Origin of the sequence: Streptomyces sp. NPDC060366, assembly GCF_042725135.1 — a bacterium.
Classification (GTDB): Bacteria; Actinomycetota; Actinomycetes; order Streptomycetales; family Streptomycetaceae; genus Streptomyces.
In genome coordinates, this window is sequence record NZ_JBHXDC010000024.1 from 59,575 (window position 1) to 72,783 (window position 13,209).

At 68.0% G+C, this 13,209-nt stretch carries 16 protein-coding genes; 15 read left to right on the forward strand and 1 reads right to left on the reverse strand.

What is annotated here, in order from left to right:
* Positions 1-149: 149 nt before the first annotated feature.
* Positions 150-902, reverse strand: a complete 753-nt coding sequence (locus ACFWHU_RS34785; RefSeq protein WP_387229991.1) for a GntR family transcriptional regulator — start codon at positions 900-902, stop codon at positions 150-152.
* Positions 903-1,162: 260 nt separating this feature from the next.
* Here ACFWHU_RS34785 and ACFWHU_RS34790 point away from each other — a divergent pair, with 260 nt between their 5' ends.
* From ACFWHU_RS34790 to ACFWHU_RS34860, 15 genes are all read left to right on the forward strand, one after another.
* Positions 1,163-1,666, forward strand: coding sequence for a hypothetical protein (locus tag ACFWHU_RS34790; RefSeq protein WP_387229993.1), 504 nt, complete (start codon positions 1,163-1,165; stop codon positions 1,664-1,666).
* A gap of 2 nt (positions 1,667-1,668) precedes the next feature.
* Positions 1,669-1,884 (forward strand): hypothetical protein, encoded by a 216-nt coding sequence (locus ACFWHU_RS34795; RefSeq protein WP_387229995.1) that lies wholly within the window; start codon positions 1,669-1,671, stop codon positions 1,882-1,884.
* Positions 1,885-1,889: 5 nt separating this feature from the next.
* On the forward strand, positions 1,890-2,465 hold the full coding sequence (locus tag ACFWHU_RS34800) for a hypothetical protein (RefSeq protein WP_387229997.1): 576 nt from the start codon (positions 1,890-1,892) through the stop codon (positions 2,463-2,465).
* Positions 2,465-3,076 (forward strand): hypothetical protein, encoded by a 612-nt coding sequence (locus ACFWHU_RS34805; protein WP_387229999.1) that lies wholly within the window; start codon positions 2,465-2,467, stop codon positions 3,074-3,076. Before ACFWHU_RS34800 ends, ACFWHU_RS34805 begins: the two co-directional genes overlap by 1 nt.
* 77 nt (positions 3,077-3,153) lie before the next feature.
* Positions 3,154-3,333, forward strand: a complete 180-nt coding sequence (locus ACFWHU_RS34810) for a hypothetical protein (protein WP_387230001.1) — start codon at positions 3,154-3,156, stop codon at positions 3,331-3,333.
* A gap of 17 nt (positions 3,334-3,350) precedes the next feature.
* Entirely contained in the window at positions 3,351-3,566 is a 216-nt protein-coding gene (locus ACFWHU_RS34815; protein WP_387230002.1) for a hypothetical protein, read from the forward strand.
* A gap of 37 nt (positions 3,567-3,603) precedes the next feature.
* The gene (locus ACFWHU_RS34820) at positions 3,604-4,797 is read left to right on the forward strand and encodes a hypothetical protein (RefSeq protein WP_387230004.1); all 1,194 of its coding nucleotides are present in this window, start codon (positions 3,604-3,606) and stop codon (positions 4,795-4,797) included.
* A complete protein-coding gene (locus ACFWHU_RS34825; protein ID WP_387230006.1) occupies positions 4,797-5,315 on the forward strand; it encodes a hypothetical protein in 519 nt (172 codons plus the stop codon). The genes ACFWHU_RS34820 and ACFWHU_RS34825 overlap by 1 nt, the downstream gene beginning before the upstream one ends.
* A 2-nt stretch (positions 5,316-5,317) precedes the next feature.
* The gene (locus tag ACFWHU_RS34830; protein WP_387230008.1) at positions 5,318-5,926 is read left to right on the forward strand and encodes a hypothetical protein; all 609 of its coding nucleotides are present in this window, start codon (positions 5,318-5,320) and stop codon (positions 5,924-5,926) included.
* Positions 5,927-6,043: 117 nt separating this feature from the next.
* Entirely contained in the window at positions 6,044-7,855 is a 1,812-nt protein-coding gene (locus ACFWHU_RS34835) for a hypothetical protein (RefSeq protein WP_387230010.1), read from the forward strand.
* A 4-nt stretch (positions 7,856-7,859) separates the two neighbouring features.
* Positions 7,860-8,237, forward strand: a complete 378-nt coding sequence (locus ACFWHU_RS34840; RefSeq protein WP_387230012.1) for a hypothetical protein — start codon at positions 7,860-7,862, stop codon at positions 8,235-8,237.
* 86 nt (positions 8,238-8,323) lie between these two features.
* On the forward strand, positions 8,324-10,594 hold the full coding sequence (locus tag ACFWHU_RS34845) for a type IV secretory system conjugative DNA transfer family protein (RefSeq protein WP_387230014.1): 2,271 nt from the start codon (positions 8,324-8,326) through the stop codon (positions 10,592-10,594).
* Positions 10,595-10,730: 136 nt separating this feature from the next.
* The gene (locus ACFWHU_RS34850; protein ID WP_387230015.1) at positions 10,731-10,886 is read left to right on the forward strand and encodes a hypothetical protein; all 156 of its coding nucleotides are present in this window, start codon (positions 10,731-10,733) and stop codon (positions 10,884-10,886) included.
* Between the two features lie 168 nt (positions 10,887-11,054).
* A complete protein-coding gene (locus ACFWHU_RS34855) occupies positions 11,055-11,585 on the forward strand; it encodes a hypothetical protein (RefSeq protein WP_387230017.1) in 531 nt (176 codons plus the stop codon).
* Entirely contained in the window at positions 11,566-13,170 is a 1,605-nt protein-coding gene (locus ACFWHU_RS34860) for a terminase large subunit domain-containing protein (protein WP_387230019.1), read from the forward strand. Before ACFWHU_RS34855 ends, ACFWHU_RS34860 begins: the two co-directional genes overlap by 20 nt.
* Positions 13,171-13,209 lie beyond the last annotated feature (39 nt).

Here is a 13,209-nt window from a genome sequence, read left to right on the forward strand (position 1 = left end):
AACAAGTACGCTCAAGACGACTGCCTTCCTCTGTGGGTGGGTTAGTCACTGCTGCCGACTTCGCAGGTCGGTGGTGCTCAGACAGCCGGGGAAGTTGGTAGCTTCTCCGGCTGTCGCGCGTCCAAGCTGGATGCGCGAACGCGTACGGGTCAGGCGTTACCAGCTCCCTCCTGTGCGTCCGGTCGTAGAGACGTCGTCCAGCGGAGAATCGTCGACCCTTCAGCAACCTTCACGGCCACTTCGACGACACGGCCGTCTTCCAGCGTGACCGTCCGGACAACCTGGGTGACGACCACATCGGACGCAGTCAGCCCCAACGCCTGCTTCTCCGGCGCCGTAGCGAGCCGGCTCGTGACTTCCTCGAGGACCTGATCCTGAGCAACACCCAGCCGTGACGCCGCCAACTCCCTCGACGCCCCGGTCGAAACCGGTTCCTTCAGCTCGGGAGTCACCGCTATCACGTAGGCGGGGTAGTAGCTGCTGCTCAGGTGGACAGGTGTGCCACCCCTGCTGACGATCCGGCGCCGCACCTGAACGGGCGTGCCGGGGTCGACCTCAAGCCGTGGCGCGACCAGCGCGTCAGCTCCTACGGTCCCGACGTCGATGATCCGCGAGGACTCTCCGGCATCGAGGGCGCTACCTGTAGCCGCGTGCATTGCGACGCGGCTGCCGATGCTGGTGCTGGCCGGCGCGGCAACGATGGTTTTGCTGCCCGGCCTGGTGAGGACCAGTCCCTCCATCTTGAGGACCCGGTACGCGCGGTTCACGGTCGTGTGCGCTACGCCGAACTGTTCGGTCGCTTCGCTGTAGCTCGGCATCTCGTTGCCGGGCTGGAGCGTGCCGTCCTGAATCTGCCGGCGGTAGTGCGCGGCGATATCCGCGTATCCAGGCTTTTTGGGCATGCCCTGCCTCCCCTCTCCTGTGTTGTGCACTGCTCACTCCGTTGTGTGCAGCGGTGTGTCTCTGAGATTAGTCCATCGAAACATGTTGCGCTACTACTAGCGCTAGAGGTGTCGGTTGGGCTACGGTGAGGTTGTCGGAAGCGGCGGCGCCCCAGAAACGCCAAAGGGTCCAGGTGTGCAACCACCTGGACCCAACGGGGGGCGACCGAAGAAGCCCCGGCGAACCGTCCCACCTGCCATAACAGGAGGTCCGATCCGCCATGAACAAGGATCGCACGTCAACCACCGGAACCATCCCCCAGCGCCCCGCGCTGGCCCCCGACTTCACCGCCCGTCCTGCCGACCAGATCATCGGCTTCCGCATCATGCGGGAGACCGAGATCGCTCCCAGCTGGTGGGCGCAGGCCAAGGAGATCGGCGAGACCGCCAGTGCCACCGTCGCGGACAAGTTCTGCACCGAGCAGAACAGCGTGACGATGGACCCGAACCGGGTGAAGCGGCACCGCTACTACGCCGACCCGATCTACGCCGACGGCCCCGCGCTGGCCCCCGACTCCGCCCAGTCCAGCGCCCGTGACATCAGCGCCGCGAAGGCCCGCTACCAGGAACTCGTCGAGTCTTCCGCGCCGCTCCGCAACCGGGTCATCGGCGTCCACGACTGGGCTTCGAAGCGCGCCCTGTGGGCTGCGGACGACGAGATGGCCGTGCTGCGTGAACAGATCGCCCGCGCCGGCTCCGACCGCGTCCTCAAGGCGGTGGCGTAGCGATGGCAACTCAGCACTCGCACGGCCCGAACTTCGGCCGCCACGTCGACGGATGCCCGCGCTGCTCCGAACTCGCCGCAGGCGCGGAACCGGTCACGTGGAATCGCTCTCGGGCGCAGCGTGACCAGGACGACGACCTGCGACGCGCCCAGGAGATTCGCGAGCACGACTGCCGCAAGTCCAACTGCTCCATCGTCTGCACGTTCGGGGACTGGTGACCGCCATGGACCGCGCGACGTTCCTCCTGACGGAACTCCTCACCGAGCTTCAGAAGCTGAACCCCGCCCTCACCGGCGACATCGACCTCCCCGTCGCCGGGCGTCTCAACCTGCGGGCCGGGAACGGCCAACTCGTCGGCGGCGACGCCCTCCTGTCCGAGACAGCCCTCGAAGCGCTCCTCGACGCGGTCAAAGCCCTCAACGCGTACGCCGAATCCCAGCCCGAGCCGACCCTGACCGGCAACGACACGCTTCGCATCTTCGACGAGACCGTCACCCAGCTGCACCCCAACGCGGTCACGCAGATCGAAGACGCCCTCACCGCGACCGCCGACCCGAACCAGATCGGCATCAACGAACTCCACACCGCCCTCCACTTCCGCACCCTCGGCAGCGACTTCATCGCCCAGAAGCACCTCATCGCCGACATCGAGGACGCGTTCAACGACCTGGACATCCCGGAGTTGTCCGGGGAGGTCAAGAAGGACGCGCTGGTCGCGGAACCCCTCGTCACCGAGGCCCTGGACTACGTGTTCGGCGAAGTGCACGACCCGTACGCCGACGAGGACGGGGGCCTGTGATGTCCGACCCCATGGGCCCCGTCCACACCGCAGGCAACGCCGTCCCCCCGATCGACCCCGAACTCGCCGGCGTCATCGAGGACACGACCGGCGTCCACGCCGGAATCGACCTCATCACCCAGGGCATTGAGCTCCTCGCTCTGGACCGCCTCACCACCGACCGCACCCAGACCGTCCTCGCGACCCTCGCCGGCTCCGAAGGCGCCGACATCATCACCGCCCTCGCCCTCCTCGTCGCCCGGCTCGCGGACTCCGACTCGAACCCGTCCCTGCGCGGACTCCCGCACCCGACCCAGAGGACCGTCCGGCAACTCGGTGAACAGCACGCCTACCTCACCGCCGCCACCGCACCCCGCGCAGCCGTCGCCGACGCCATCGGCCACATCGACACCCCCAACGACCCCGCCCCGACCGCCACCTGCCAGCACTGCGGCGCCGACAACCCCACCGACTTCACCACCTGCGGCTACTGCCACCACCGCCGCGACTGGTACCCCGCAACCTCCGACCTGGCCGAAGGGGGGTGCCCGGCCATGACCGAAGACGAGAAGAAGGAGCTGTCCAAGAAGCTCGCGAAGAAGAACGACGACACCGCGAAGCGCCCCCGCTGACCACCCCTCCCGCGGTGCCCGGTCGAGCCGACAGACCGGGCACCGCACCCCCACCCGGCCGCCAGGAAGGGAACCCCGTGAAGACCACCACCGCCCCGACCAACACCCCCGACACCGACGTCACCGACAACCCGCACTGGCGGCTCACCACCGCCCAGGGCACCGACCAGTTCGACGCAGCCCACGACGGCAAGCCGATGAAGGTCTGGCCCGCCATCGACTTCGAGACGTGGGACAACCTCCACCGCACCCCCTGACCCAGGAAGGACACGGCATGCGCACCCTCCGCACCCTCACCGCGATCCTCCAACTCAAAGTCACCGACACGGCCCTCACCCTCCACAACCACTGGACCCAGGCTCGCGGCATCACCACCGAAACCCCCACCGGAGCCCGCCTCCACGCCGCCGTCGCCTGGGCCGACAACGACCCCAACCTCCCCGCCCGGTACCGCGACCCCCGCGACGTCGCCGACACCCGCAACGCCTGACCACCCGCAGCCCCACCCGACCCGGAAGGACCCGCCCATGCTTTCCCAAGTACAGAACGCGGTCGAGCAGGTGCCCGTACAGGCATGGGCCGTCCTGCTCGCCCTCACCACCCTCGCCTTCGGCTACCGCATCGCGTCCAAGCAGCGCACCCGCACCAAGACCCGGCAGCCCGCCGGCAAGCGGAAGCGGCGCACCCTCACCGGGTTCCTCGGCATGGGCCTCGTCGTCATCGCCGGCCTCGCCCTCTCCACCAACACCAGCGCACGCTTCGCCCTCACGCGACTCCACATGGAATCGCCCTGGCACATGACCATCGGCCTCGCCCTGGAAGTCATCGTCCTGGGCCTTTCCGTGTACTCCTGGGCCTTCAACGACAAGGGCGTTGCCCGCGTCGTATACGCCCTCGTCTTCGCCCAGGCGATCGGAGCCGTCGAAGTCACCAGGTTCGAAGGCGAGGACCTGGGCACCGCCCTAGTCCGCATCGTCGGCCCCGTCATGCTCGCCTACGGCCTGCACAAGCTCCTCGGCTTGGAGTCCAAGCTCGGCAAGGTCGAGATCAAGTCCGACGGCATCCTCGCCCGCGCCTGGCGCGACCGCCTCAAGCGCCTCGAATCCAAGCTCGGCATCGGATCCCGCGGCGCGGACGCCGAAGCGATCTCCCGCAGTAACGCCGCCGACCGGTTCGTCGACCTGAACTCGGTCGGCAAGCCCAAGCTCATGAGCGACCGGAAGTACCGCCGCGCGCTCGTCCGGGCCGGCCGAGCCGCACTCCACGGACTGGAAGGCTTCGAGCGGCAGATGGCTGAGGCGCACCTCGTCGACCGGATTGCCTTCGAGAAGGGGATGCAACTCGGAGGGGACCACTTTGAAGTCGCTGTCATGCAGGGGGTGCGTTCGAACGTCGGACCGCACAATCTGGACGCGGTTCCTCCGCTTGGTTCTATCCCTCTGACCAGCGCGGCTTCCGGAGCCGCACCCTCCGGCCAAGCCGAAGACGCGGACGAGCCGCACGACGACAAGCCGCAGCCGCGTTCGAACCCCGCGGCGACCGACGCCGAGCGGAAGGCCCGTGCCTTCCGCGTCTACGCCGACCTCGGCCAGCCCTCCCAGCGCGCCTTCATCAAGAGGTGGCGCGAGCTCGGATACGGCGAGACCGACCAGACCGTCCGGGACCTCTACGACGAGATGCACGCCGCCTTCGAGAAGTCCCGCAAGGGGAGCACCGACTGATGCCGACAACGACCGCCCGCACCGTGCCGAGCCCCGCCACCCAGGCCGGGCCGGCGCCGGTGCGCCACCTGAAGCCGACCCGGCAGCTGGTCGACGAGGCCCTCCTCAGCCTGCCCACATCCCCCGAAACCCCGTCATGGGCCCACCGCCTCCTGCCCCCCGCCATCCGCGGCGTCCTCGCCGACCTCGGCATGTGGCACAACCCCGCACCCCAACCCCCGTCCACGCACCTCGACCAGACCCTCGCCCTCCTGCACAAGTACGGGTGGTGTCAGTCCCTTGACACGACCGTCACCGGCCGGCTCTGCATCCGCGGCGCCCAGACCGTCCTCGTGAAGACCGGGCACGCCACCCCCGCCGCCCGCGACAAAGCCATCCACTACATGCACCACACGCTCCGCCGGTCCGGGATCACCATGCAGTACTTCGCGTGGAACGACCTCCCTGACCAGCAGTTTTCCGCCGTCACAACGCTCCTCACGACCGCCGCCAACACCGCCCGAAAGAACGGAGAATAAGAATGAACAGCCCCGACGAATTCGACCGCATGATGAGCAAAGAATTCGCCCCGAATTCCCCCGAGCAGAGCATCGACCACACCCCCTACGGTGCCCCCGCCCAGCCGCACAAGGCCGGCCTCACGAAACGCGGAAAAGCCGCCCTCGGAATCGGCGCCACCCTCCTCGCCGGAGGAACCCTCGTCGGCTACCAGAACTACGCCGCGAACGTCGCGGAGAGTGAAGCCAAGAAGCAGGAACTCACCGTCCAGTCCCAGGCCCTGGAACTCGAGAAGATCCGCGAACTCAACCGCGCCCAGGAATCCACCCGCCAGGTGACGGCCGGTTACGACACGGCCCGTCAGGCGTCGATCGACAAATGCGTTGCGAAGCACTCCGACCAGATCGGCAAGGGCTTCGGATCACCGTCGTACCGGGACATCGTCGACGCCTGCCAGGCCCAGTACGAGCCCACCACCAGCACCGACGCGGGCATGGAGGAAGCCGCGTCCGCGAAGCCGTCCGACGGGGACTCCAGCGGCATGAACGAGGGCGCCCTCATCGGTGTCGGAGTCGTCGCCCTGTTCGCCGCGGCCACCGTCAAGCGAGGCACCCGCAGTAACGCCGAGTAGTTGCTTACTGCTTACTACTCGGCCCCAGAACCCCAGATCCGGAACCCATGATCCACCCGAGCCGGGCTCCTGGAGCCAGTAGTAAGCAGTAAGCAACTACCCACAGTGAGGAGAGTGATGTCGACCAACGCGATCCCCGCCCCCAGCACGGGGCCGGCCAACCCGCCCAACCAGAACCTGCCCGGAGAGCCCGCCACGGGGGTCCTCGCCGGTCTGCTCACCCCCGTCGACCCGGCCAGGGCCACGTTCGACCTGAACCCCACCGCGCCCGCCACAGGCCCGGCAGGAGCCGCTGACCCGGCTGTTGCGCACGGCTCCAGCGACACCTTCCACGGCGACAGCAACAGCACCCAGAACGACGACAAGAAAGGCGCCAAGAGCGCCCAGGAGAAGAGCATCTGGAGAGCGTGGCTTCTCGCCGGGGCGAGCCGCTGGGCCAAGGGTGGAGGCGTAGAGAACAAGCGCCTCGAGCTGAAGAAGGCTCGTGCGTCGGCGCAGCAGGTGAAGGAAACCCGGCAGGTCACGATGAACCGCTCCGGTGGACTTCCTTCCAAGGGTTCAAATTCGCCTTCGGGCGCCGCGTCGGGCGGTAAGAATTCAGGCGGAAAGGGCGGCCAGAAAACCGCCACGAAAGCCCCTCAGAAAACGAGCGGAAGCACCCACCAGGGGCCTTCCGGAAGGTCTCCCGGTAGCGGCGGGAAGGGCCCCGCGGGTGGTCGTGGACCTGGCGGGGGAGGGGTGCCTGGCGGTAAGTCCGGCGTCCGGGACTCGCGTACGTCGAAGCACGACGGGGCGAAGCCCAGCCCGGTCGGAGCTCAGGGGGCCCGGAAGGACGGTGGTGCGGGCCGGACGGGAAGCGGCGGCAAGGGCGGCACCGGCAACGGGCCGGCTGGTTCGCCTTCCAAGGGCGCGGTCTCCGGTGGCAGCAACAAGCAGCCCGCCTCGAAGGACGGCGCCAACGGGAAGCCCGGCAAGCAGCCTGACGGGCAGTCCGGCACGACGTCCGAGCAGCAGAAGGACAGCAAAGCCCCGAAGAAGGTTCTCCTCGACAAGATTCGGCCCGGCAAGAAGGACGCCGCGGGGTCGAACGGATCCGCGGGCAAGGACGGGGCCTCCGCCAAGGAGACCGGCGGGGCGTCAGGCAAGCCCGGCGAGACCGGAAAAGACACCAAGGGCGGGCCGGTCGCGAAGGGCGGCGCCGACAGCAAGACGGGCGACGAGCCGAAGACCGGCAAGCCGTTCTCCACCCAGGCTGCTCGCGAGACCGGCTACCGCGACGGGTCCCGCGCGGCACAAGTTTTCGCCCAGGTGAAGGCGTACAGCGACGGCGCCGCCGACGGCTGGACCGACCAAGCCGAAGCCGCCGCCCGCGAGAAGGAACGCCTAGACAAAGCCCACCAGGACCGCAAGAACACCCGAGACAAGGAGCAGCCGGTGACCACCGCGACGAGCGCCGACTACCACCCGCCCCAGACCGCCCAGCCGATCCAGGTCGCCGGTGTCACCGCCGATCACGTGTTCCTCGGCGACAACGCGGCCCGCGGTTCGCTGAGCCGCGGTGAAGTCCGCACCCTGAAGAGCTTCGAGCGGCGGCTCGAGGACAAGGCCGCCAACATGACCAAGGTCGCGGAAGGCACCAGGGGCCTCAAGGTGCACGCCGAGCAGCAGGCGAAGAACGTCACCCGGCTCCGCGAGGCTGCCACGGCGGTCAAGGGCGGCGACAAGCATGTTGCGGCCCTGGTCAAGCTCGAGGAAGCCGCGAACATTCAGGTCGGCAAGGCCGACGAGATCCACAAGCGGGCCGTGCGTGCCGCCGACGCGGCAACGACCGTCCTCGCCAACGTCCGCACCCGGTACGGCCTCATGTACAAGGCCGTCGTCGACTCCGACCTGACCGAGCCCGCCGAACTCGACTTTTACAGGAAGTGACCCCGTGGCTGATATGACGTACTCCCAGCTCCAGCAGGCCGTCACCGGTCTCAGCAAGGACATCACCAAGGCGTCCGGTGCGATCCGCGGCAGGGCGCAGGTCATGGACGAAGAAGCGCAGGACACCGCCCGTGTTGCGCAGCAGATCGGCGGCATGGGCGTCGACCCCGCCACCACCTCCGAAACCCAGGAACTCGCCCGGATCATGAAGGGCGTCTCCGAGGCGGCGATCGCCTACGCCTCGGCCGGGGACACCACCGCGAAGACAGCCAACGCCGCTTTCGCCCAGGGCGTCGCCTCGCACGGCGGAATCCAGGAAGCGCACAGGCGGTCCACCGTCGACATGAGCAACCTCAAGCCCGAGTGGCTCCGCCAGGAGTAGCCCGCCCGCCTGCGGGGCCGGGAACAACCCCGGCCCCGCCCCGCCCCTCAGTCCTCGACCATCAACTCACCCCAGGAGAAACGCAGATGAGCACGCCCGCCACGACCACGCCCCGCGCGGCCTCTACGGAGCGCGCCATCGCCTGGGCCACCACCTTGGCACCCATCACCACCGGCATCCTTGCCCCGCTCCTCGACGGCGGCGCCGCCTTCACCGCCGTCCTCGCATACGGCGGCGCCGCCGGCTTTATGACCACCAACCACATGAACCGCCTCCCCGCCGCACTCGCCGCGAACCTCCCCGCCGGAGACATCCTCAAGGCCCACGAGTCGCCGCTGTTCATTTCGACGCTCACCACCGGCATGGCCCTCGGCATGGGCACCCTGACGGGCCCGGAAGGCGCCGACACCCTCATGGCCGGGGCCCTCACCCTGCCGTCCATCCCCGGCATCTTTTCCCTCGGCTGGTGGGCCGCAGTCGCCCTCGTGCCCTGGAAGCTCCGCCTCGTTCTCCGGCGCCCCCGCAAAGCGAAGCCCCAGGCCGGAACCCCCGCCCAGGACGGCACGGTCGCACCCCCCGCCACCGCAGCCGACCACATCCTCCAGCGGTGGGGACAGCACATCTCCGACCCCCAGAGCGGCGCCCACCGGAACCAGATCCTCACCCTCCGCACCCTCGGCCCCACCCGCTGGACCGGCACCATCACCGCCCCCACCGGCGCCAGCGTGAACGTCACCGCCGGGACCGTGTCATCCGTCTACCAGATCCCCACCGCCTGGATCACCTTCACCCCAGGCGCCCACGAAGGCGAACGCCACATCACCGTCAACCTCACCGCGCCCGCCGAACTCGACACCAACACCCTCGCCGGAGCCTGGCGCAAGTGGGCCGCCCGCTCCGGAGGCATCATGGCCGGCACTCACCTCGAAGACGTTCAGCCCGACCCCAACACCGGTGGCGAAGTCGCCCGCGTCGTCGCCAACGAAAACGTCGACTCCCTCCCCACTCCCGACATGCGTGACCTTGTCGGTGCCCTCCGCACCAGCCACCTCCTCCTCTCCTACGAGCCCAGCACCAACCCCCGCAAAGCCAAGGTCAGAATCATGAAGGAGAACCCGCTCCAAGCTGGCATCCCCTTCCCTGGCCCTCAGGCCCTGTTGCCCTCCGAAGGCGGCTACTTCCGACTCGGCCGCGCTGTTTCCGGACGACCCATCCGCGCTCAGCTCCTGGACCCGAAACTCGGCGCGCGCCACATCCTGATCTCCGGCATCACCGGTTCCGGCAAAGGAGGCGTCCTCCAGCTCATCGCGCTGGCCGCGCACCTTGCTGGCGCCGTCATCATCTACGCCGACCCCAAGGGTTCCTCCAACCCTGCGATCGAGCAGATGGCCGCCTACACCGGCCTCGGTGAAGACGGGGCCATGGGCGCACTCCTCCTGATGGAAGCCCTCGTCGACCACCGAATCGACCTCACCGGCCAGCTCAAGCTCAAGAACTTCGACCCCACCGTCATGCCCCACGTCGTATTCATCCTCGACGAAGCCTCCACCCTCCTCGGCGAGAAGGCCCAGCACCTCAAGCGCGCCACCCGCGCCGTCGCCCACATCGCCAAGAAGGGCCGCTCCCTCGGCGCGTCCGAAGTCCTCGCCAACCAACTCCTCCAGCTCGCCGAAATCGGCGGCGACTCAGCTATCCGCGACAACATCGTCGGATCCGGCGGATCGATCATGCTGCGCTCCGACTCCTCCCAGCGGCACCTCATCGACCTGCCCCCCGGCATGGAAAGCGTCAACCCCGCCGACATCCCCGCCACGTGGACCGGAGACGACAGCGACACCCTCGTCTACACCGACGACGTCCACATCGAAGACCCCGAGTCCACCTTCGGCCTCGGCTACTTCATGACCACAGACGGCGTCTGCGCCATGGGGCGCACCTACGACCTCGAGGACGCAACCGCCTACATCAACCCCGACCGCATCGCCGAGCCCACCGACTGGCCCGAATGGGACGACCGGCACGCCCTCGTCGCCGCACTTCTCGCCGACGGTGAAGGCGAAGACGGTGACAGCGACGGATCCGACATGTTCTTCAGCGCGCCCACCTCCACGCCGAAGAAGTCGACCAGCACCGAAGACAAGATCCTCCGCGTGCTTGCGGAAGTCACCGACCCGCTCGGCTACGAGGTCATGTACCGAAGCAAGACCGACATCGGCAACCTCACCGGAGCCGAGGGCTCCACCTTCAGCAACGCCCTAAGCCGACTCACCCAGACCGGGAAGATCCACCGGCAGATCAAGGACGGCCGCGAAGTCCCCGGCATGTACGGACTCGGCCCCGCACCGGAAGCCGAGTAGAAAAACCGGGGGATACCTGCCCAGACAAACCCCGCCCCGTACGCCACGCTTGAACCACAGCCCGGTCGGGGAGCCAGCGTCCCCGCGCCCACTCCCCGACCAGGCCGTCACCAACCACACCCAACGAAGGATGAGCATGGGCGACGCCATCGACTTCATCGAGACCGTCCTGGCTGAAGCGCTCACGGACGACGAAGCATTCGAAGACGTCGGGCAGGACACAGGTGGAGGCATCACCTGCACGCTCGCCAAGCGGAACTTCACCATCACGGTGAAGGAAGACGACGACTGAACCACCCGCGCTCACCCCCAACGGCCCCCGCCGTACGGGCACCCCGGCCCCACCGCCACCACCGGCGCGTGGGGCCCACATGCGACCAGGGGCAACCAAACCGGTCGTATCAGGGATCATCAGAACCAGGCGCGGGGCCTGACCACAAGCAGCGGGAGCCCCACCGCCATGGCCCACAGCAAAGCCGAACTCGCCGAAGTCGCCAAACGACGCGCCGAACTCATCCGCCTCCGCCGGCAAGGCATCCGCTTCGAAGACGAACGAATCCAGTCCCTCGGTTACACCAGCCGGCAGTCCGCCAGTAAGGACTTCATCCGAGCTCTCGAAGAACGACGCGACGACCAGGCCGCCGAAGCGTCCATATACCGGCAGGAAGAGAACGAACGCCTCGACGCCCTCCTCGAAGCCATCTGGCCGCGGGCCACCGAACCCACCCCCGTCTACAAAGACGGCGAAGAAGTCGGCGCGGAGATCGACCTCAAAGCGGTCGACACCGTTCTCAAGCTCATGGACCGCCGCGCCAAACTCATGGGCCTCGACATGCCGCAGCGCACCGAACTCTCCGGGCCCGACGGCGGGGCGGTCCCCTTCGGTACCGGCTCCCTGGACGAACTGAACGCCCTCATCGGCTACGCCGGCCAAAGCTCCCTCACAAGAGCCACCAACGAGGAGGACGCCGGTGGCAACACTGACGGATGAACGCCTCGAGGGCGCCCTGCTCCACGAATACCGAGAACTGCCCGTGGCAGAACGGCGCCGCATCGCCACGGCGGCCAGCCCCGACGTCCGGCTACGTCTCGCCTGGGTGGAGCGGAACATGGCCATGGACCGTTCCCCCGGATCCCTCGCTGCGGTCCTCACAGAAGGGCGAGAGAAGCAAGCCCGCCACCTCGACATGATCGACGACGTGTTCATGCGGATTGCCGCGGGTGAGCGAATGCAGGTGATGATTACGTGCCCTCCCCGGCACGGAAAGTCCCAACGCGCTTCACGGTGGGGTCCCCTCTGGTACCTGCGCCGCCACCCCACGCACCGCGTGATGCTCGCCTCGTACGGCGCCGAGCTGGCAGATGACCACGGCCGATGGGTTCGAGACCAGCTTCGCGAATACACCCACACGCTCGGAGTGCGCCTCGACGACGGGTCCCGCGCTGCCAACCGATTCGACCTTGAGCAGCCCCGCGGATCTTCAGTACGCGGCGGCATGGTCACCGCTGGAGTCGGGGGCTCGCTGAACGGCAAGGGCTTCAACCTCGGAGTCATCGACGACCCATTCAAAGGCAGCGAGGACGCAAACAGCCCCACCCAGCGCGAACGCAAATGGGAGTGGTACCAGTCCGTCTTCTACACCCGCCGCGCTCCCGGCGCCTCAATCGTTCTGATCAACACACGCTGGCACGAAGACGACCTCTCCGGGCGCATCCTCGCCACCGAGCCCGAGAATTGGACCCTTATCGACCTGCCCGCCACCGCACTGTCCGACGACGACCCGCTCGGTCGAAGCATCGGAGACGCCCTATGGCCGGAGCAATACGATGCCGAGGAACTCGAGCGCACCCGCAAGGCGGTCGGGGAACGCGTGTGGTGGGCCCTCTACCAGCAGCAACCCCGCCCGCTGTCCGGCGGCGTGTGGAAGCAGTCGTGGATCGACGACCATAGGACCAGCACCGCGGCCCTGCGCAGCATCGACCTTGACCGGATCGTCATCGCCGTCGACCCTGCCGGCGGCAAATCCAGCACGAACGACGAGGTCGGCATCACCGCCGCAGGGTCCGCCTACGTAGAGACCGCCGGCGCCCACCACGCCTACCCGGAGCAGCGCGACGAGTTCTATGTCCTCGACGACAAGTCCGCATCTCTCGGAGCCGACGAGTGGGGCATCGTCGCCTGCCAGCTCGCCATCGACTGGCAGGCCGACGCCATCGTCGTGGAGTCGAACTACGGCGGCGACATGACCGCCCAGGTCATCACCCAAGCCTGGCAGGAACTCACCCGCAAGGGCCTGACCGGGCGCATGCTCATGCCTCGCCTCATCCCCGTCAACGCCAAGCAGGGCAAGCGGCTACGCGCCGAACCCATCGCCCAGCTGTACGGGCAAGGCCGTGTCCACCACGTCGGACAGTTCACCAAGCTCGAAGGGCAGATGGTGACCTGGATGCCCGGCATGGACTCCCCGGACCGCATGGACGCCGCTGTGCACGCCCTCACCGAACTCGCAGAGGTCGACGGACTCGAGACGACGATGGACACCTACGAGCGCCGAGATCCGCCCGGCCGCCGCTGACCCGGGGCAGTGCCCCGCCCGTCCGGCCGTACGCTGATC

What these genes read in the sequence shown, in the direction of transcription:
- ACFWHU_RS34850 (WP_387230015.1), top strand. Translation starts at nt 10,731, where the DNA reads ATGGGCGACGCCATCGACTTCATCGAGACCGTCCTGGCTGAAGCGCTC.
- ACFWHU_RS34820 (WP_387230004.1), top strand. Translation starts at nt 3,604, where the DNA reads ATGCTTTCCCAAGTACAGAACGCGGTCGAGCAGGTGCCCGTACAGGCA.
- ACFWHU_RS34855 (WP_387230017.1), top strand. Translation starts at nt 11,055, where the DNA reads ATGGCCCACAGCAAAGCCGAACTCGCCGAAGTCGCCAAACGACGCGCC.
- ACFWHU_RS34800 (WP_387229997.1), top strand. Translation starts at nt 1,890, where the DNA reads ATGGACCGCGCGACGTTCCTCCTGACGGAACTCCTCACCGAGCTTCAG.
- ACFWHU_RS34790 (WP_387229993.1), top strand. Translation starts at nt 1,163, where the DNA reads ATGAACAAGGATCGCACGTCAACCACCGGAACCATCCCCCAGCGCCCC.
- ACFWHU_RS34830 (WP_387230008.1), top strand. Translation starts at nt 5,318, where the DNA reads ATGAACAGCCCCGACGAATTCGACCGCATGATGAGCAAAGAATTCGCC.
- ACFWHU_RS34815 (WP_387230002.1), top strand. Translation starts at nt 3,351, where the DNA reads ATGCGCACCCTCCGCACCCTCACCGCGATCCTCCAACTCAAAGTCACC.
- ACFWHU_RS34825 (WP_387230006.1), top strand. Translation starts at nt 4,797, where the DNA reads ATGCCGACAACGACCGCCCGCACCGTGCCGAGCCCCGCCACCCAGGCC.
- ACFWHU_RS34805 (WP_387229999.1), top strand. Translation starts at nt 2,465, where the DNA reads ATGTCCGACCCCATGGGCCCCGTCCACACCGCAGGCAACGCCGTCCCC.
- ACFWHU_RS34795 (WP_387229995.1), top strand. Translation starts at nt 1,669, where the DNA reads ATGGCAACTCAGCACTCGCACGGCCCGAACTTCGGCCGCCACGTCGAC.
- ACFWHU_RS34845 (WP_387230014.1), top strand. Translation starts at nt 8,324, where the DNA reads ATGAGCACGCCCGCCACGACCACGCCCCGCGCGGCCTCTACGGAGCGC.
- ACFWHU_RS34835 (WP_387230010.1), top strand. Translation starts at nt 6,044, where the DNA reads ATGTCGACCAACGCGATCCCCGCCCCCAGCACGGGGCCGGCCAACCCG.
- ACFWHU_RS34785 (WP_387229991.1), bottom strand. Translation starts at nt 902, where the DNA reads ATGCCCAAAAAGCCTGGATACGCGGATATCGCCGCGCACTACCGCCGG.